We start from the raw sequence: 17,745 nt of genomic DNA on the forward strand, positions 1-17,745 counted from the left end.
GACCCGGAATGTTCCGGGTCACCCCACCTCCTCGTTCATGGACCGAGCGGCCGGTCAGGGACCCTTCGTGCCGCCGTGACCCGGGCGCTGGGGTCCGTTGTTCCCGCCGAGGAAGTCCGGCGGGACGCTGATGCCGGGGAACGGGTCGTTGCCGTCGCCCCTGTCCCGCCTTCTGTCCCGGCCCCTGCCCCGGTCCTCGTCCGAGTTGTCCGGCGGGTCCGGGATGTTGACGGTGTTGAACGACGGGGCGGGCAGCCCGTTGAGGGCGTTCGTCATGGCGTCGCGCCAGATCGGTCCGGGGACCTGACCGCCGTACACCTTGTCCTGGTACACGCCACCGATGGTGATGCGCTCCATCTCGACGCTCTGGGACGGGCTCCCGACCCAGACCGCGCCGGACATGTTCGGCGTGTAGCCGACGAACCAGGCGTTCTTACGGGCGTCGGTCGTACCCGTCTTGCCCGCGTTGTCGCGGTTCTGCAGACCGGCCTCACGACCGGTACCTGAGTCGACCACACCGCGCAGCAAGGTGTTGACGGTGTCGGCCGTCGTCTGCGACATCGCCTGCGAGCAGGTGGTCTTCGGTACCGGGAGCGACTTGCCGTCCGCCGTCCTGACCGCCTCGATGGCGATCGGCGTGCAGTACGTGCCCCGGTTGGCGAAGGTGGCGTACGCGCTGGCCATCGTGAGCGGTGAGAGGCCGTTGGAGCCGAGGGTCAGCGTGGACGGGTTCTGCGGCAGCTTGGTCCCGTCACCCTGCACCACACCGAGCTTGTCCGTCATCTGGGAGACCGGGCACATGCCGATGTCCTGGAGCATCTGGACGAAGTAGGTGTTGACCGACATCTCCATCGCTTCCTTCAGGGCGTACGGCCCCTCCTCGGACTCGCTCTCGTTCTCCAGGTGATACTTCGGCACGCCGTCGTTGACCCACGGCTTTCCGCAGGTCTGAACCGTGTCCGGGTAGTCCATCTCGTACGGCGCCGAGTACATCTGCGTCGCCGGCTTGCCGCCCTCTATGGCTGCCGCGGCGAGGAACGGCTTGAACGTCGACCCGGTCGGGAAGCCGTAGTTCGAGCCGCCCATGTCCTTGTTGACGGAGTAGTTGTACTGGGTCTCGTTCGCCCCGAAGCCGTACGGCTTGGACTGGCCCATGCCCATGATCTTGCCGGTGCCGGGCTGGACCAGCGTCACGGCGGTGGCGACCTTGTCCGTCTTGTAGACGTGACTCTTGATCGAGGCCTGCACGCCCTCCTGCGCCTGCGGGTCGAGCGTCGTGCGGACCGTGAGTCCGCCCTGGTTCCAGACCTTGGCCCGCTCCTCCTTCGTCTTGCCGAAGACCGGGTCGGCGAGGAAGACCTTGCGGACGTAGTCACAGAAGAAGGCGGCCCCGTTGACGGCTGTGATGCAGCCGTTCTTGGGCTTGCTGACCCTCAGCTTGATCGGCGTCGCCTGTGCCTTCTCCGCCGCGGCCTGCGTGATGTCCCCGACAGCCGCCATCCGCTGCAGCACGGTGTTGCGACGCTTGGTCGCCTCCTGTGCGTCGTTGACGGGGTCGTAGCGGCTCGGCGACTGGACGATGCCGGCCAGCAGGGCGGCCTCCTCCAGCTTCAGGTCCTTCGCCGACTTGGAGAAGTAGCGCTGGGAGGCCGCCTCGATGCCGTACGCCTGCTGTCCGAAGAACGTGATGTTGAGGTAGTTCTCCAGGATCTTCTTCTTGCCGAGCTCCTCCTCGACCTGGATCGCGTACTTCAGTTCCTGGACCTTGCGGCCCATCGTCTGCTGGGTGGCCTGCGCGACCTTGTCCGGGTCGTCGCCCGCCTCCTCGACGAAGACGTTCTTCACGTACTGCTGGGTGAGGGTCGACGCGCCCTGCGCGGTGCCGCCCGCCTGCACGTTGCGGTTCATCGCGCGCAGGATGCCCTTGAGGTCGACCGCCCCGTGCTGGTAGAAGCGGGCATCCTCGATCGCGATGATCGCCTTCTGCATGTACGGGGAGATGTCCTTGAGCGGAACGACGGTGCGGTCACGTGAGTAGACCGTCGCAAGCATGCCGCCCTTGCTGTCCAGGATCTTGGTGCGCTGGCTCAGCGGCGGAGTCTTGAGGTTGGCCGGGATCTCGTCGAATCCCTCGACCGTCCCCTTCGCGGCGAGCCCCAGTGCTCCGGCGGCCGGCAGCGCGATGCCTGCGAGCACGACTCCGGAGAGTGCGGCGACACCGAGGAACTTGGCGGCCTGCTGGGTCGCGGTGAGACCCCCGCCCGAGCGGTTCTTTGGCATGGGGGCAGCCTACGTTCTCATTCGCCGGACACGCGTATATGCCTTGGCCTAAGCTGCTCACAACTGTCACAGCAGTCCGGTTCCGTATCAACCCCCATGCATCACTCGGCGGTGACCGGGCCTCGGCTCGGTCGGCACCTCGGGCGCCCCGAATTCGCCCCATGTGTCATCGAATGCCCGTTGCGACTCAGGTAAATTGTCCCTATTTTGACGGGATATTCTTGTATGCCCTCACCTCACTCCCCTGGGTGATCTGCCGCGTACGCATAGTCCGTTCGGGCCATTCAAGATTGGGCCCGAAGGGGGTGTTGTGCTGTCGCCACCTTCCGTAACGTCCTCAACTGGCAGCGGTGAATATGCCGCTACCGCCGTGGGGGAGCCTCGATTCGGGAGAGGACGGCGCCGGGATGGGCTGGGTAACCGACTGGAGTGCGCAGGCAGCCTGCCGCACTACCGATCCGGATGAACTGTTCGTACAAGGGGCAGCGCAGAACAGGGCCAAGGCGGTGTGCACCGGTTGCCCGGTGCGGACCGAGTGCCTGGCCGATGCGCTGGACAATCGCGTCGAATTCGGCGTGTGGGGCGGAATGACGGAACGGGAGCGTCGCGCGCTGCTGCGCAGGCGACCCACCGTCACGTCCTGGCGCCGACTGTTGGAGACCGCTCGCAGTGAGTACGAGCGGTCGACGGGCATCCTGCCGGTGGCCATCGGTCTGGACGACGAACTGCACGAGACCTACGCCGCCGTGGGGTAGACCGCCGGGGGCCGTCCGGTCGTCCGGGTGAGTTACGCAGCTCCGGCCGGAGCGGAATCGGTCGCGAGCCGGTCTCCGATGGCCCGCAGTCCTGCGAGGTCGTGCACATCTCCGGGCAGCGCCGCGACTTCGGTCACGGCGACCTCGGGGTGCAGTGCGGTGAAGCGGTCGCGGGTGCGCTGTTCGCGCGCGACCACCTGCATGCGTTCAGCGTGCAGCCGCAGCAGGCCTGCGGTCAGCTGCTCGACGGAGACGGCATCGGCCTCTGGTTCGGTGTCAGCATCCTGGGTGTCCTCGGAACGGGCGGGGGAGGGCGGCGACTCGGGGTCTTCGGGGGAGGTGACTGCCGAGCCGGCCGGGTCACGAAGTCCAGCCTTCCCTGTGGTCTGATCCACAATGCCGATGTCGTCAAGATTTTCTGCGGCTGCCAGGGCGCGCTCGGCGGAGAGCCGGGCGGCGTCACTGCCGTGGACCCGGTTGAGGACCAGACCGGCCAGGGGCATGTCCTCCGCGGCCAGCCGTTCCACGAAGTAGGCGGCCTCGCGCAGCGCGTCCCGCTCCGGTGTCGCGACGACGAGGAACGCCGTGCCGGGCGCCTGCAGCAGCCTGTACGTGGCATCCGCCCGGGTCCGGAAACCACCGAACATGGTGTCCATCGCCGCGACGAACGTCTGTACGTCACGCAGGAACTGGCCACCCAGCAACTTGCCGAGCGTCCCGGTCATCATCGACATGCCGACGTTGAGGAACTTCATCCCGGCCCGGCCGCCCATCTTCGCCGGGGCCATCAGCAGCTTGATGAACTTCCCGTCCAGGAACGAGCCGAGTCGCTTGGGCGCGTCCAGGAAGTCCAGCGCGGAACGCGACGGCGGGGTGTCGACGACGATCAGGTCCCACTCGTTGCGCGCCCGCAACTGCCCCAGCTTCTCCATCGCCATGTACTCCTGCGTGCCTGCGAAACCGGCCGACAGGGACTGGTAGAAGGGGTTCTCCAGGATCGCGCGCGCCCGCTCACCCTCCGCGTGCGCCTCGACGATCTCGTCGAAGGTCCGCTTCATGTCGAGCATCATGGCGTGCAGTTCACCGCCGCCCTCACCGGCGCTCTCGATGCCCGGCACCCGGCGCGGGACGTTGTCCAGCGAGAGGATGCCCATCGACTGGGCGAGCCTGCGGGCCGGGTCGATGGTGAGGACGACGACCTTCCGGCCGCGCTCGGCGGCCCGTACACCCAGCGCCGCCGCGGTCGTGGTCTTGCCGACACCACCCGAGCCGCAGCACACGATGATCCGGATGCCCGGATCGTCGAGCAGCGCGTCCGTGTCCAGCACGGGCGCGGTGCCCGTGGCTGTGCCTGTACCGGCGTCCGTACGCGCATCGGTGCCCGGTTCCGTACCCGCTCTCATGCACCCATCCCTTGGCCCGCCTCGTCGCCCATGCCCTGCTTGCGGAGTTCGACCGCGAGGTCGTACAGACCGGGCAGGTCCACGCCTTCGCCGATCAGCGGAAGTTCGTCGGTCGGCAGGTCCAGATCCGCGAGGACCGCGCGCTGCTCGCGCTCCAGCTCGACCCGCTGGGCATGCTCGGAGGCCTGCTCGATCAGCGGACGTACCAGCGCAGCGGACCCGGTCACGCCCGCCCGGGTGAGCGTCTTGGCGATCTCCTTGCGGCGGCCCCCCGAGGCGGTACGCAGCGCGTCCTCGTCCAGCAGATGCGGCCGCACCATGTTCACGATGACCCGGCCCACCGGCAGTTCGGCCGCCCGCAGCTCCGCGACGCCGTCCGCGGTCTCCTGGACCGGCATCTCCTCCAGCAGCGTCACCAGGTGGACCGCTGTCTCCGGGGACTTCAGCACCCGCATCACGGCCTGCGCCTGATTGTGTATCGGGCCGATCCGGGCCAGCCCCGCCACCTCGTCGTTCACATTGAGGAAGCGCGTGATGCGGCCGGTGGGCGGCGCATCCATGATCACGTAGTCGTAGCTGTACCGGCCCTGCTTGTCCTTGCGGCGTACGGCTTCGCAGGCCTTGCCCGTCAGCAGCACGTCCCGTACACCGGGGGCGATCGTCGTGGCGAAGTCGATCGCACCGAGCTTCTTGAGCGCCCGGCCCGCGCTGCCGAGCTTGTAGAACATCTGGAGGTAGTCGAGGAGCGCACGCTCCGCGTCGATCGCGAGGGCATACACCTCGCCGCCGCCCGGCGCGACGGCGATCTTGCGCTCCTCGTACGGAAGGGAATCCGTCTCGAAGAGCTGGGCGATGCCCTGCCTGCCCTCGACCTCGACGAGGAGGGTGCGCTTGCCCTCGGTCGCGAGGGCGAGCGCGAGGGCGGCGGCGACCGTGGTCTTACCGGTACCGCCCTTGCCGCTGACGACCTGGAACCTGCTCACGTATTCGAGCCTAACCAGTACGGCCCCGGGCTACGCACGAGCCCGTACGTGCCAGGCATTACAGTCGGCCTATGACCAAGTGGGAATACGCGACCGTGCCCCTTCTCGTGCACGCGACGAAGCAGATTCTGGACACCTGGGGCGAGGACGGCTGGGAGCTGGTCCAGGTCGTTCCCGGCCCGAACAACCCCGAGCAGCTCGTGGCCTACCTGAAGCGGGAGAAGCCGTAGTGGCGGGCGCCGTCGAGGCGAAGCTCGCCGAACTCGGGCTGACGCTGCCGGACGTCGTACCGCCGCTCGCCTCGTATCAGCCGGCCGTCCAGTCCGGGGTGTACGTGTACACGTCGGGCCAGCTGCCCATGGTGGAGGGCAAGCTTCCGGTCACCGGCAAGGTCGGTGGGGAGGTCACGCCGGACGAGGCCAAGGAACTGGCCAGGATCTGCGCGCTCAACGCGCTGGCCGCCGTGAAGTCGGTCGCGGGCGACCTGGACCGGATCAAGCGGGTCGTGAAGGTCGTGGGCTTCGTCGCCTCGGCCTCCGACTTCACCGGGCAGCCCGCCGTGATCAACGGTGCGAGCGAGCTGCTGGGCGCGGTGCTCGGCGACAAGGGCGTGCACGCGCGCAGCGCAGTGGGCGTCGCGGTGCTGCCGCTGGACGCGCCGGTCGAGGTCGAGGTGCAGGTCGAGCTGGACGGGGCCTGAGCCGCTGCCGCAGTGAGGCGGGTACCTCTCTGATCCGTGATCCCGTCCGGTCCGTGCGACCGGACGGGATCACGCGTTCCACGGCCCGGGGTCCACGCCTGAAGCCCGTCGCGCCCCGGGCGCCCCTTGCTGCCTCTCGAACATCGTCGCGGTTCCGGATAGCCTCCGGCCATGTCCAATGGTCAGTGGTACCCACCGGAATGGCCCGACCGGATCCGGGCACTTGCCGCAGGTGAGCTCACGGCCGCGACGCCCCGGCGCGCGGCCACCGTGATGCTGCTCCGGGACCCCGCTGACACCGAGGGCGGGCCCGCCGTCCACATGCTGCGCCGCCGCACCTCCATGGCTTTTGCCGGGGGTGCGTACGCCTATCCGGGTGGCGGCGTCGACCCGCGCGACGACGACCGCCTCGTCGGCTGGGCCGGACCCGCGCTGGAGCTCTGGGCCGAGCGGCTCGGCGTCGGTACGGTCACCGAGGCGCAGGCCATCGTCTGTGCGGCGGTCCGCGAGACGTACGAGGAGTCGGGTGTCCTCCTCGCCGGGCCGACCGCCGACACCGTCGTCAGCGACACCACGGGCGCCGACTGGGAGGCGGACCGCGAGGCCCTCGTCGCCCGCGAGCTGTCCTTCGCCGAGTTCCTCGACCGGCGCGGGCTCGTGCTCCGCTCCGATCTGCTCGGGGCGTGGGCGCGCTGGATCACACCCGAGTTCGAACCCCGGCGCTATGACACGTGGTTCTTCGTCGCCGCGCTTCCCGAGGGCCAGCGCACCATCTCCCATGGCCCCGAAGGCATGGGAGGTGCCCCCTCCGCCTCCACCGAGGCCGACCTCGCGCTTTGGATCTCCGCGGCGGAAGCCACCGACGGATACGACCGGGGCGATCTGCTCATGATGCCGCCGACCGTGTCGACGCTGCGTCAGCTGCGCCCGTACGGCACCGCTGCCGAGGCGCTGAAGGCCGCGTCCTCCCAGGATCTCACCCCCGTACTCGCGCGGGCGCGGCTGGAGGACGGTGAACTGGTGCTGAGCTGGCCGGGGCACGACGAATTCACCAAGCACATCCCGACCGGAGATGGTTCCGCATGAGCGACGCAGCAGCGCTGCCCGGGCAGCCGCGCGGAGGGGTCCTCTCCGGCCCCGCGACCGCCCGTGCGGTCAACGTTCTGGCCCCCAACGCCTCGGCGATGACGCTCGACGGCACCAACACCTGGATCGTCGCCGAGCCGGACTCCGACCTCGCGGTCGTCATCGACCCGGGCCCTCTTGACGACAGCCATCTGCAGGCCGTCATCGACACCGCCGAGCGCGCCGGCCGGCGGATCGGCCTCACGCTCCTCACCCACGGTCACCCCGACCACGCGGAGGGCGCGGCGCGCTTCGCCGAGCTGACCCGTACGACGGTGAGGGCGCTGGACCCGGCGCTGCGGCTCGGCGAGGAGGGGCTGACGACGGGCGACGTGATCACCACCGGAGGGCTCGAACTGCGGGTGGTCCCGACCCCGGGGCACACCTCCGACTCGCTCTCCTTCCATCTGCCCGCCGACCGGGCGGTGCTGACCGGCGACACGATCCTCGGGCGTGGCACCACGCTCGTCGCGCACCCGGACGGGCGGCTCGGCGACTACCTCGACTCGCTGCGGCGGCTGCGTTCGCTGACGGTCGACGACGGGGTGCACACGGTGCTGCCGGGGCACGGTCCGGTCCTGGACGACGCGCAGGGCGCGGTCGAGTTCTATCTCGCCCACCGCGCGCACCGGCTCGCCCAGGTGGAGACGGCGGTGGAGGCAGGGCACCGCTCGGCCACGGAGGTGGTGGCGTACGTGTACGCGGACGTGGACCGGTCGCTGTGGCCCGCGGCGGAGCTGTCGGTGCGGGCGCAGCTGGAGTATCTGGGTGAGCACGGGCTGATCTGAGCCGCTGTTACGCCCGTGGCGCTGATATCGGGGCTGCGAGGCGCCGTGACGCGCGAGAGGCCCCGCCGTCCGGCGGGGCCTCTCGCGTCGTGAGGGGGGTCCGGCTAGCGCGAACGCTTCGCCAGGCGCTCCACATCCAGCAGGATCACGGCGCGTGCCTCCAGGCGGAGCCAGCCGCGGCCCGCGAAGTCGGCAAGCGCCTTGTTGACCGTCTCGCGGGAGGCGCCGACCAGCTGGGCCAGCTCTTCCTGGGTCAGGTCGTGGACGACGTGGATGCCTTCCTCCGACTGGACGCCGAACCGGCGCGACAGGTCGAGGAGGGCGCGGGCGACACGGCCCGGTACGTCGGAGAAGACCAGGTCGGACATCTGGTCGTTGGTCTTGCGCAGTCGACGGGCGACAGCGCGCAGCAGGGCCGTAGCCACCTCGGGGCGGGCGTTCAGCCAGGGCTGCAGGTCGCCGTGGCCGAGGCCGAGGAGCTTGACCTCGGTCAGCGCGGTGGCGGTGGCGGTGCGCGGGCCCGGGTCGAAGAGCGACAGCTCACCGATCAGCTCGCCGGGGCCGAGGACGGCCAGCATGTTCTCGCGCCCGTCGGGGGACGTGCGGTGGAGCTTCACCTTGCCCTCGGTGACCACGTACAGGCGGTCACCCTGGTCGCCCTCGTGGAAGAGAGCGTCGCCGCGTGCGAGGGTCACCTCACTCATCGAGGCGCGGAGCTCCGCGGCCTGCTCGTCATCGAGCGCCGCGAAAAGCGGGGCGCGCCGCAGAACGTCGTCCACGAGTTCTCTCCTTGTCGGCCTGTTCAGGGAACCGTGGTCCCCATCATGCCGGACGGTAAAACAGTGCGATCAATCACAAACCAGTTTGACGCACGGGCGCGCCCCATCGTGCCGCAGGGGGCCGATTGGGGACGGATCCACGGTGACCGGGGCGGATGTCAGTGCCTGGCTCTAGGCTGGCCGGGTGTCCAACAAGCCGGTGAGAGCGCAGGCCGAGGGGGCTGATGAGGTGTCGGAAGACCGTAATTCCGCTGTGGGCGAACAGTCTACGAGTCAACCGGCAAAAGCCGCAAAACACCCACCTCGGGAGTCGGTGACGCCGGTGGCGTCCGGGGGGCCCGCGAAGGCGTCCAAGGGGTCCGCGAAGAAGGCCGGGGCATCGGCGAAGAAGTCCGGGGCGGCGGTGAGGCCGGGAAAGTCCGGGAAGCCGGAGTCACACCTCGCGATGGTCCGCCGCGCCCGCCGGATCAACCGCGAGCTCGCCGAGGTCTATCCGTACGCCCATCCGGAGCTGGACTTCCGGAACCCCTTCGAGCTCCTGGTCGCCACGGTCCTCTCCGCCCAGACCACCGATCTGAGAGTCAACCAGACCACCCCCGCGCTGTTCGCCGCCTACCCGACCCCCGAGGACATGGCCGCGGCCGTCCCCGAGGAGCTGGAGGAGGTCATCCGGCCGACCGGCTTCTTCCGGGCCAAGGCCAGGTCGCTGATAGGGCTCTCCGCGGCCCTCAGGGACAACTTCGGCGGTGAGGTCCCGGGGCGGCTGGCGGACCTGGTCACGCTGCCCGGCGTCGGCCGCAAGACCGCCAATGTCGTCCTCGGCAATGCCTTCGGCGTCCCCGGCATCACGGTCGACACCCACTTCGGCCGACTGGTCCGCCGCTGGAAGTGGACGGAGCAGGAGGACCCGGAGAAGGTCGAGGCGGAGATCGCCGCGATCTTCCCCAAGAGCGAGTGGACGATGCTCTCGCACCGCGTCGTCTTCCACGGCCGCCGTATCTGCCACGCCCGCAGGCCCGCCTGCGGCGCCTGTCCGATCGCCCCGCTCTGCCCCTCGTACGGCGAGGGAGAGACGGATCCGGAGAAGGCCCGGAAGCTCCTGAAATACGAGATGGGCGGACAGCCCGGCCAGCGGCTGAGCCCGCCGCCCGACTACCCGGGCAAGCCCGCGCCGGCGCCGGGCGCCGGGTGACGGAGCGCCTTTCCGGAACGAAATGCGCGACCGCAGGCGTTGTGAGACGAGGGGTGCCTATGAAGACGCACGAACAGAGCCACGTGGAGGATCACTCCGCGGGCGTGGGCCGGGACGGCACGATCACCGTCTCGACGGACGGGCTGCCCGAGTGGCTCGAGCCCGTCGCCCGCGCCGCACGGACCATCGAGCCCCAGCAGCTCAGCCGCTTTCTGCCGCCCGAGAGCGGCGCCGGGCGCCAGTCCGCCGTCCTGGTCCTGTTCGGTGAGGGCGAGCACGGGCCCGAGCTGCTCCTGATGGAGCGCTCGGGGTCACTGCGTTCCCACGCCGGGCAGCCGTCCTTCCCCGGGGGAGCCCTGGACCCCGAGGACGGCGACCAGGCGACCGCAGGACCGCTCAGGGCGGCTCTGCGGGAGGCCGAGGAGGAGACCGGACTCGATCCGCGTGGCGTCCAGCTCTTTGCTGTGCTGCCCCGGCTCTACATCCCGGTGAGCAGTTTCGTCGTCACGCCCGTACTCGGCTGGTGGCGGACGCCGAGCCCGGTCGGGGTCGTCGATCCGGCCGAGACTGCCCGGGTCTTCACGGTTCCCGTGGCGGATCTCACTGATCCGGCCAATCGGGTGACGACGGTGCATCCCAGCGGTCACCGAGGCCCGGCATTCCTGGTCGAATCGGCACTGGTCTGGGGTTTCACCGCCGGGGTGATCGACCGCATTCTGCACTTCGCGGGTTGGGAGCGCCCCTGGGACGGTACCAGGCAGGTGCCGCTCGACTGGCGCGCATGACAGGCTGACTTCCGTGCTGGGCCGTTCGGGCCTGCCCGGTCCCAGCCGAACGAAACGGGTCCGGTGACGAATCTGCGAGGCAATAGACGGTGAACGTGCTGGACATCCTGCTGCTGGCCGGCGCCGTGTGGTTCGCAGTGATCGGCTACCGCCAGGGCTTCGTCGTCGGCATCCTGTCGGTCATCGGCTTCCTGGGCGGCGGCCTGGTCGCCGTCTATCTGCTGCCGGTCCTGTGGGACCAGCTGACGGACGGCTCCGAGGTCTCCTCCACGGCCGCTGTGGTCGCGGTCATCATCGTGATCGTGTGCGCCTCCGTCGGCCAGGCTTTCACCACCCACCTCGGCAACAAACTCCGGCGGTACATCACGTGGTCGCCCGCCCGCGCCCTCGATGCCACCGGCGGCGCACTCGTCAATGTGGTCGCGATGCTGCTGGTGGCGTGGCTGATCGGTTCCGCGCTGGCGGGCACGTCGTTGCCGACGCTGGGCAAGGAGGTGCGTAACTCCTCGGTGCTGCTCGGCATCTCCCGGGTGATGCCCGCGCAGGCCTCCACCTGGTTCACGGACTTCTCCTCCGTCCTCGCGCAGAACGGCTTTCCGCAGGTCTTCAGCCCCTTCGTCAATGAGCCGATCACCGAGGTCAGGGCTCCGGATCCGGCGCTGGCCCGCAGCCCCGTCGCGGCCCGTGCCAAGCAGTCCATCGTCAAGGTCGTCGGTACGGCCCCGAGTTGCGGCAAGGTCCTCGAAGGCACCGGCTTCGTCTTCTCCGACCGTCGGGTGATGACCAACGCCCATGTCGTGGGCGGCGTCGACGAGCCGACCGTCCAGATCGGCGGCCAGGGGCGGCTGTACGACGCGAAGGTCGTCCTCTACGACTGGCAGCGCGACATCGCCGTACTCGACGTCCCGGATCTCGACGCGAAGCCGCTGAAGTTCACCGCTACGGACCGCGACGCCGCGACGGGGAACGACGCCATCGTCGCGGGCTTCCCGGAGAACGGCTCGTACGACGTACGCTCCGCGCGTGTCCGCGGCCGCATCGAAGCCGACGGCCCGGACATCTACCACCGGGGCACCGTCCGCCGCGATGTGTACTCGCTCTTCGCGACGGTCCGCCAGGGAAACTCCGGCGGACCGCTGCTGACCCCCGACGGCAAGGTGTACGGGGTCGTCTTCGCCAAGTCGCTGGACGACCCCGACACGGGCTACGCCCTGACCGCCGACGAGATCCGCCAGGACATCGCCGACGGCCGCACCGCCAACCAGCAGGTCGACAGTCAGGCGTGTGCGCTGTAGGGAAGCGGACAGGGGCCGGCCCGGATCCGATCCGTGTGATCAGGTCAGGACTGCGTCATCCGCGAGGATGGCGCAGCCGCGCCGAGACCCAGCGGGCCCGGCGGCGGAGAATATGCGGAATGCCCAGCTGGGGATCATGCAGGTCATGCACACCGAGCACCCGGCCCCGAGGACCGTCCCCCTCATGAATGCTCGGATCCGCCGTAGCGGTCGAGCGACGATTACGTGCTGCGTCACCGAAGTCGTGCGTCCAGCCCATACCCCGACGTCTGCCCGTGCCTCATGGTCGGTAATCGTGCGGGCGCCAGCCAATTGGCCTATGCGCCGGGCAATTGGCTGTTCGTCGGACAACTGTGCTCTTCCAGCCACCGGTTGGTCGCGACCGGTTACCTGTTCGGCCACCCTCGGGGCCCGTCCCGGAGCTACCGGTCGGGCTCGGGATCCTTGAGCCAGTTGATGAGTTCGGTCGAGAAACCGGCCGGATCCTCCTCGTGCGGGAAGTGCCCCAGACCATCGAAAAGTCGCCAACGGTACGGCGCTTCGACGTACTCGCCGGACCCCGCCGCACTCCGCGTACGGGCCACCGGATCGAGCGAACCGTGCAGATGCAGGGTCGGCACCCGTACCGGTCGTTTCATCCGGCGGTTGAACTGGACGCCGTCCGGGCGCGCCATGGAGCGCACCATCCAGCGATACGGCTCGATCGAGCAGTGAGCCGTCGACGGGATGCACATCGCACGCCGGTAGACGTCCACTGCCGCGTCGTCGGGGAACTCCGACGCCCGTGGCCCCGACCAGTCACGGATCAGCCGGCCCACCAAGGCCCCGTCGTCCGCGACGAGCTGACGCTCCGGCACCCAGGGGCGCTGGAAGCCCCAGATGTACGAGCCTGCCCGGGACTGCGCGAAGTCGGAGAGCATCGAGGACCGCCAGCGGCGCGGATGCGGCATGGAGGAGACCACCAGCCGGCGCACCAGCTTGGGCCGCATCACCGCGGCCGTCCAGGCGAGGTATCCGCCCATGTCATGACCGACCAGCGCCGCGTCCGGCTCACCGAGCGACCGGATCACGCCTGTGACGTCGAGGGCCAGGTTGGCGGGGTCGTACCCCCGCGGCGTACGGTCGCTGCCGCCCACCCCGCGCAGATCCATCGCGACGGCACGGAAGCCGGCGTCGGCGAGCGCGGTCAGCTGATGGCGCCAGGTCCACCAGAACTGCGGGAAACCGTGCAGCAGCAGTACCAGGGGGCCGTCGCCCAGCTCCGCGATGTGGAAGCGTGCCCCGTTGGCCGCCACATCCCGGTGGATCCAGGGACCGTCGATCCGTACAGGACTGCCGGAGCCGGAGCCAAGGCCTGACGAGCCGGAGCCCGGGCCGGAGCCTGTGGGGCCGAATGCGCTGGAATCGGGGACGGTCATGTGGACGAGCGTGCCACAGCGGACGCATTGTCCTTGACCGCGGACTTCGCTCCGGCGTTCTCCGTCCGCGTGCCGCCCGAGGCGGTGACGGCCGGGCGACCGACACTCGCGGTGATCGCCGGACGCGGGTGCGGCTTGGCGCCCTGCAGCACGGCCGCCGACAGCTTGGCCGACGCGATCGACTTCTCCGGCGGCTTGACCTTCTTGAACTTGGCCATGGCGATCAGCGCGAGCACGATCGCCAGCAGAATGAACGCACCGCCCACGATCAGGAACGACCAGGCGAGCCCGAGACCCAGGTTGTGGATTCCGTACGCCGCCGCGAAGCTCAGCACCGGCAACGAGAACAGGATCAGCACTCCCGCGACGATGAACGCCACGCTGCCGGTCACACCCCGCTTGACGTCCTGCCGCACCTCGGCCTTGGCCAGGGCGATCTCGTCGTGCACCAGCGCGGACATCTCGGCCGTCGCCGAGGCGACCAGCTGACCGAGACTGCGGTCGGCGCTGCCCGCGTAGTTGCCGGGGTCGCTCATCCCTGACTCCCTCTTCTGCTCTCCTGCTCAACACATCTGGTGTCAGATCATGCCGGACTGTCCGGCTTGCTGCTCGCCACCCCCGCCACTTGGGCAAGGCGCCGGTGCTCTGCAGCCTTCTTCTCGTAGATCGCGGCCATCCGGAGGTGGTACGCCGGATCGTCCTGTTCGTAGATGTCGGGTACCCCGTCCTCGTCCTCGTCGCGCTCCTCCGCCTCGTACAGCGCCCGGTAGGTACGTACCCGGAGTTTGAGCAGCACACCGGAGAACACGGCGGCCAACAGCGACCCCATCAGCACGGCTGCCTTGATCTCGTTCTCGATGAACGCGTCGCCCTCGAACGCCAGCTCGCCGATGAGCAGCGAGACGGTGAAGCCGATCCCGGCGAGCGCGGCGATCGCGAAGACGTCCGCCCAGGCCAGGTCCTTGTTCAGCTCCGCCTTGGTGAAACGGGCGGCCAGCCATGTACCGCCGAAGATGCCGACCGTCTTGCCGACGACGAGCCCCAGCACGACACCGAGCGTCTCGGGCCGCGTGAAGACACTCGCCACCGCGTCACCGGAGAGCGACACCCCGGCCGAGAACAGAGCGAAGAGCGGCACGGCGAGACCGGCCGACAGCGGGCGTATCAGGTGCTCGATGTGCTCGCCGGGGGAGTGCTCCTCGCCCTCGCGCCGGGTGCAGCGCAGCATCAGCCCCATGGCGACACCGGCGATGGTGGCATGGATGCCGCTGTTGTACATCAGTCCCCAGATGACCAGGGCGAGCGGGATGTAGACGTACCAGCCGCGGACGTTCTTGCGCAGCAGGAGGTAGAAGACGGCGAGGCCGACGAAGGCGCCGGCGAGCGCGGCGAGGTCGATGTCGTCGGTGAAGAAGATCGCGATGATCAGGATCGCGAGGAGGTCGTCGACGACGGCGAGCGTGAGCAGGAAGGCGCGGAGCGCGGACGGCAGCGAGGTGCCGATGACCGCGAGCACAGCGAGTGCGAAGGCGATATCGGTGGCTGTGGGGACGGCCCATCCGGCGGTTGAACCGCCGCCGATCACTGTCACCAGCGTGTAGACGACGGCCGGCGCGGCCATTCCGGACACGGCGGCGATGACCGGCAGCGCGGCCGCCTTGGGATCGCGCAGCTCACCCGCGACCAGTTCGCGCTTGAGCTCGACGCCCGCGACGAAGAAGAAGACCGCAAGCAGCCCGTCGGCCGCCCAGTGCTGCACGGAGAGATTCAGTCCCAGGGACTCCGGCCCGAAGTGGAAGTCGCTGATGGCCCGGTAACTCGAGCCGAGGGTGTTCGCCCAGACCAGCGCCGCGATGGCGGCGCCCAGCAGGATGACTCCGCCGACGGTCTCGGTGCGCAGGGCGTCCGCGAGGTAGTTCCGCTCGGGGAGGGAGAGGCGCCCGAGGAAGGTCCGGTGCGACGGCGGGGGTGTGGGGGTGGGCGCGGCCACGAGTGGAGACCTCCGGGTCGGTACGGCAGCGATGGCATGGCTGATGCACTTGCCGACCAGACTTCCCGGCACACCCTGTGGAGATTTCTTGATGTGTTGTTGACGTTGCAGCCACTCTACCCGGGGTGTGCGGGGGCGTATCCAGTGATCTTCACCTTAGATGCCCGAGGGGCACCCGGCGCGTTGCCGGATGCCCCTCGGGTTCGTACACCTACGTCGGCCGGTGCTCCGGCCTTCTGCCTGTGCCCCTGTCAGTCCTCGGACGAAGACGTCGGCAGCTGAGTCTGGATGAGGTCCATCACCGAGGAGTCGGTGAGCGTGGTGACGTCGCCCAGCTCGCGGTTCTCCGCGACGTCACGCAGCAGACGCCGCATGATCTTGCCGGAGCGGGTCTTCGGCAGCTCGGCCACCGGCAGGATCCGCTTCGGCTTGGCGATCGGGCCGAGCGTGGCACCGACGTGGTTGCGCAGGTCCGCGACGAGTTCGTCGGAGGCGGACGCGGTGCCACGCAGTATCACGAACGCGACGATGGCCTGACCGGTCGTCTCGTCGGCCGCGCCGACCACGGCCGCCTCGGCGACGGACGGGTGGGACACGAGCGCCGACTCGACCTCGGTCGTCGAGATGTTGTGCCCGGACACGAGCATCACGTCGTCGACCCGGCCGAGCAGCCAGATGTCGCCGTCCTCGTCCTTCTTGGCGCCGTCGCCCGCGAAGTACTTGCCCTCGAAGCGCGACCAGTACGTGTCGATGAAGCGCTGGTCGTCACCCCAGATGGTGCGGAGCATCGACGGCCACGGCTCGGTGAGGACGAGGTAGCCGCCCCCGCCGTTCTCCACCTCGTTGGCTTCGTCGTCGACGACGGTGGCGGAGATGCCGGGCAGGGCGCGCTGCGCCGAACCGGGCTTGGTGGCCGTGACACCGGGGAGCGGCGAGATCATCATCGCGCCGGTCTCGGTCTGCCACCAGGTGTCCACGATCGGGCACCTGTCGGCGCCGATGTGCTTGCGGTACCACATCCACGCCTCGGGGTTGATCGGCTCACCGACCGAACCGAGGACCCGCAGCGAGGACAGGTCGAACTTGGCGGGGATGTCGTCGCCCCACTTCATGAACGTCCGGATGGCGGTCGGCGCGGTGTACAGGATCGTGACGCCGTACTTCTGCACGATCTCCCAGAAACGCCCCTGGTGGGGGGTGTCGGGCGTGCCCTCGTACATGACCTGCGTCGCGCCGTTGGCCAGCGGTCCGTACACGATGTACGAGTGCCCGGTCACCCAGCCGATGTCGGCCGTGCACCAGTAGACATCGGTCTCCGGCTTGAGGTCGAAGACCGCGTTGTGGGTGTACGCGGCCTGCGTGAGGTAGCCGCCGGAGGTGTGCAGGATGCCCTTCGGCTTACCCGTCGTACCCGAGGTGTAGAGGATGAAGAGCGGCTGCTCCGCCTCGAAGGCCTCGGGGGTGTGCTCGGCGGACTGGCGGCCGGTGATCTCGTGCCACCAGATGTCGCGGCCCTCGGTCCACGCGGTGTCCTGGCCGGTGCGCCGCACCACGAGGACATGTTCGACGCCGTCGATACGGGATACGGCGTCGTCGACCGCGGGCTTCAGTGCCGACGGCTTGCCGCGGCGGTAGCCGCCGTCGGCCGTGATGACGACCTTGGCGTCCGCGTCCTTAATGCGGGCGGCGATGGCGTCGGCGGAGAAGCCGCCGAAGACCACCGAGTGCGCGGCGCCGATGCGGGCGCAGGCCAGCATCGCGACGGCGGCCTCGGGGATCATCGGCAGGTAGACGGCGACCCGGTCGCCCTTGGCGACACCGAGCTCGGTGAGGGCGTTGGCGGCGCGGGAGACCTCGTCCTTCAGCTCTGCGTAGGTGATCGCGCGGCTGTCGCCGGGCTCACCCTCGAAGTGGATGGCGACCCGGTCGCCGTTGCCCGCCTCGACGTGGCGGTCCACACAGTTGTACGCGACGTTCAGCTTGCCGTCCGCGAACCACTTCGCGAAGGGCGGATTGCTCCAGTCGAGCGTCTCGGTCGGCTCCGTGGCCCAGGTCAGGCGCCGGGCCTGCTCGGCCCAGAAGCCCAGCCGGTCCGCCTTGGCCTGCTCGTACGCCTCGGCTGTGACGTTGGCGTTCGCGGCCAGATCGGCGGGCGGTGCGAACCGCCGCTCCTCCTTGAGCAGATTGGCCAGGCTTTCGTTGCTCACGACATCTCCCATTCCCAGGGTGTCCGTTGTGTCCCGGGGCATAGC

General features: G+C 69.2%; 17 protein-coding genes. 8 read left to right on the forward strand and 9 right to left on the reverse strand.

Annotated features, from left to right (window positions below; all coding sequences use genetic code 11):
• Window positions 1–54: 54 nt before the first annotated feature.
• On the reverse strand, window positions 55–2,280 hold the full coding sequence (locus ACFU6I_RS26355; protein ID WP_384371162.1) for a transglycosylase domain-containing protein: 2,226 nt from the start codon (window positions 2,278–2,280) through the stop codon (window positions 55–57).
• Window positions 2,281–2,687: 407 nt separating this feature from the next.
• Here ACFU6I_RS26355 and ACFU6I_RS26360 point away from each other — a divergent pair, with 407 nt between their 5' ends.
• Complete coding sequence (locus ACFU6I_RS26360) at window positions 2,688–3,035, forward strand: WhiB family transcriptional regulator (protein WP_037690812.1); 348 nt, start codon at window positions 2,688–2,690, stop codon at window positions 3,033–3,035.
• Between the two features lie 32 nt (window positions 3,036–3,067).
• Here the strand turns inward: ACFU6I_RS26360 and ACFU6I_RS26365 are convergent, their stop codons facing one another.
• Together ACFU6I_RS26365 and ACFU6I_RS26370 are read right to left on the reverse strand one after the other, a co-directional pair.
• Entirely contained in the window at window positions 3,068–4,438 is a 1,371-nt protein-coding gene (locus ACFU6I_RS26365) for an ArsA family ATPase (RefSeq protein ID WP_384371164.1), read from the reverse strand.
• The gene (locus ACFU6I_RS26370; protein ID WP_384371166.1) at window positions 4,435–5,421 is read right to left on the reverse strand and encodes an ArsA family ATPase; all 987 of its coding nucleotides are present in this window, start codon (window positions 5,419–5,421) and stop codon (window positions 4,435–4,437) included. The genes ACFU6I_RS26365 and ACFU6I_RS26370 overlap by 4 nt, the downstream gene beginning before the upstream one ends.
• Before the next feature lie 71 nt (window positions 5,422–5,492).
• Here ACFU6I_RS26370 and ACFU6I_RS26375 point away from each other — a divergent pair, with 71 nt between their 5' ends.
• The 4 genes from ACFU6I_RS26375 to ACFU6I_RS26390 all read left to right on the forward strand — a co-directional run bounded on the left by ACFU6I_RS26375 (window position 5,493) and on the right by ACFU6I_RS26390 (window position 8,034).
• Window positions 5,493–5,651, forward strand: a complete 159-nt coding sequence (locus tag ACFU6I_RS26375) for a DUF4177 domain-containing protein (protein WP_019992579.1) — start codon at window positions 5,493–5,495, stop codon at window positions 5,649–5,651.
• Window positions 5,651–6,121, forward strand: coding sequence for a RidA family protein (locus tag ACFU6I_RS26380; RefSeq protein ID WP_384371168.1), 471 nt, complete (start codon window positions 5,651–5,653; stop codon window positions 6,119–6,121). Before ACFU6I_RS26375 ends, ACFU6I_RS26380 begins: the two co-directional genes overlap by 1 nt.
• 171 nt (window positions 6,122–6,292) lie before the next feature.
• Complete coding sequence (locus ACFU6I_RS26385) at window positions 6,293–7,207, forward strand: NUDIX hydrolase (RefSeq protein WP_384371170.1); 915 nt, start codon at window positions 6,293–6,295, stop codon at window positions 7,205–7,207.
• Window positions 7,204–8,034, forward strand: a complete 831-nt coding sequence (locus ACFU6I_RS26390) for an MBL fold metallo-hydrolase (RefSeq protein WP_384371172.1) — start codon at window positions 7,204–7,206, stop codon at window positions 8,032–8,034. Before ACFU6I_RS26385 ends, ACFU6I_RS26390 begins: the two co-directional genes overlap by 4 nt.
• A gap of 104 nt (window positions 8,035–8,138) precedes the next feature.
• Here the strand turns inward: ACFU6I_RS26390 and ACFU6I_RS26395 are convergent, their stop codons facing one another.
• Complete coding sequence (locus tag ACFU6I_RS26395; RefSeq protein WP_030925113.1) at window positions 8,139–8,813, reverse strand: Crp/Fnr family transcriptional regulator; 675 nt, start codon at window positions 8,811–8,813, stop codon at window positions 8,139–8,141.
• Window positions 8,814–9,126: 313 nt separating this feature from the next.
• Here ACFU6I_RS26395 and nth point away from each other — a divergent pair, with 313 nt between their 5' ends.
• The 3 genes from nth (at window position 9,127) to ACFU6I_RS26410 (ending at window position 12,085) form a co-directional block, all read left to right on the forward strand.
• Window positions 9,127–10,005 carry an endonuclease III gene (gene nth / locus ACFU6I_RS26400; RefSeq protein WP_384371174.1) on the forward strand — a complete coding sequence of 293 codons (879 nt, stop codon included), beginning with the start codon at window positions 9,127–9,129 and terminating at the stop codon, window positions 10,003–10,005.
• 59 nt (window positions 10,006–10,064) lie between these two features.
• Window positions 10,065–10,790, forward strand: a complete 726-nt coding sequence (locus ACFU6I_RS26405; RefSeq protein ID WP_384371176.1) for an NUDIX hydrolase — start codon at window positions 10,065–10,067, stop codon at window positions 10,788–10,790.
• A gap of 89 nt (window positions 10,791–10,879) precedes the next feature.
• Entirely contained in the window at window positions 10,880–12,085 is a 1,206-nt protein-coding gene (locus ACFU6I_RS26410; protein ID WP_384371178.1) for a MarP family serine protease, read from the forward strand.
• 55 nt (window positions 12,086–12,140) lie between these two features.
• Here ACFU6I_RS26410 and ACFU6I_RS26415 read toward each other — a convergent pair whose 3' ends face one another.
• The 5 genes from ACFU6I_RS26415 to acs all read right to left on the reverse strand — a co-directional run bounded on the left by ACFU6I_RS26415 (window position 12,141) and on the right by acs (window position 17,742).
• Window positions 12,141–12,344: a hypothetical protein gene (locus ACFU6I_RS26415; protein ID WP_266984224.1), complete on the reverse strand. Its 204-nt coding sequence runs from the start codon at window positions 12,342–12,344 to the stop codon at window positions 12,141–12,143.
• Between the two features lie 163 nt (window positions 12,345–12,507).
• Window positions 12,508–13,503 carry an alpha/beta fold hydrolase gene (locus tag ACFU6I_RS26420; RefSeq protein ID WP_384371181.1) on the reverse strand — a complete coding sequence of 332 codons (996 nt, stop codon included), beginning with the start codon at window positions 13,501–13,503 and terminating at the stop codon, window positions 12,508–12,510.
• Window positions 13,500–14,039, reverse strand: a complete 540-nt coding sequence (locus ACFU6I_RS26425) for a phage holin family protein (RefSeq protein WP_384371183.1) — start codon at window positions 14,037–14,039, stop codon at window positions 13,500–13,502. The genes ACFU6I_RS26420 and ACFU6I_RS26425 overlap by 4 nt, the downstream gene beginning before the upstream one ends.
• A 47-nt stretch (window positions 14,040–14,086) precedes the next feature.
• Window positions 14,087–15,493, reverse strand: coding sequence for a Na+/H+ antiporter NhaA (gene nhaA, locus ACFU6I_RS26430; RefSeq protein WP_384371185.1), 1,407 nt, complete (start codon window positions 15,491–15,493; stop codon window positions 14,087–14,089).
• A gap of 251 nt (window positions 15,494–15,744) precedes the next feature.
• Entirely contained in the window at window positions 15,745–17,742 is a 1,998-nt protein-coding gene (gene acs, locus ACFU6I_RS26435) for an acetate--CoA ligase (RefSeq protein WP_384371187.1), read from the reverse strand.
• Between the last annotated feature and the right edge of the window lie 3 nt (window positions 17,743–17,745).

It is taken from the genome of Streptomyces sp. NPDC057486 (assembly GCF_042802415.1).
In the GTDB taxonomy this organism is placed as follows: Bacteria; Actinomycetota; Actinomycetes; order Streptomycetales; family Streptomycetaceae; genus Streptomyces; species Streptomyces yanii.

What these genes read in the sequence shown, in the direction of transcription:
- ACFU6I_RS26355 (WP_384371162.1), bottom strand. Translation starts at nt 2,280, where the DNA reads ATGCCAAAGAACCGCTCGGGCGGGGGTCTCACCGCGACCCAGCAGGCC.
- ACFU6I_RS26360 (WP_037690812.1), top strand. Translation starts at nt 2,688, where the DNA reads ATGGGCTGGGTAACCGACTGGAGTGCGCAGGCAGCCTGCCGCACTACC.
- ACFU6I_RS26365 (WP_384371164.1), bottom strand. Translation starts at nt 4,438, where the DNA reads ATGAGAGCGGGTACGGAACCGGGCACCGATGCGCGTACGGACGCCGGT.
- ACFU6I_RS26375 (WP_019992579.1), top strand. Translation starts at nt 5,493, where the DNA reads ATGACCAAGTGGGAATACGCGACCGTGCCCCTTCTCGTGCACGCGACG.
- ACFU6I_RS26385 (WP_384371170.1), top strand. Translation starts at nt 6,293, where the DNA reads ATGTCCAATGGTCAGTGGTACCCACCGGAATGGCCCGACCGGATCCGG.
- ACFU6I_RS26390 (WP_384371172.1), top strand. Translation starts at nt 7,204, where the DNA reads ATGAGCGACGCAGCAGCGCTGCCCGGGCAGCCGCGCGGAGGGGTCCTC.
- ACFU6I_RS26405 (WP_384371176.1), top strand. Translation starts at nt 10,065, where the DNA reads ATGAAGACGCACGAACAGAGCCACGTGGAGGATCACTCCGCGGGCGTG.
- ACFU6I_RS26415 (WP_266984224.1), bottom strand. Translation starts at nt 12,344, where the DNA reads ATGGGCTGGACGCACGACTTCGGTGACGCAGCACGTAATCGTCGCTCG.
- ACFU6I_RS26420 (WP_384371181.1), bottom strand. Translation starts at nt 13,503, where the DNA reads ATGACCGTCCCCGATTCCAGCGCATTCGGCCCCACAGGCTCCGGCCCG.
- ACFU6I_RS26425 (WP_384371183.1), bottom strand. Translation starts at nt 14,039, where the DNA reads ATGAGCGACCCCGGCAACTACGCGGGCAGCGCCGACCGCAGTCTCGGT.
- acs (WP_384371187.1), bottom strand. Translation starts at nt 17,742, where the DNA reads ATGCCCCGGGACACAACGGACACCCTGGGAATGGGAGATGTCGTGAGC.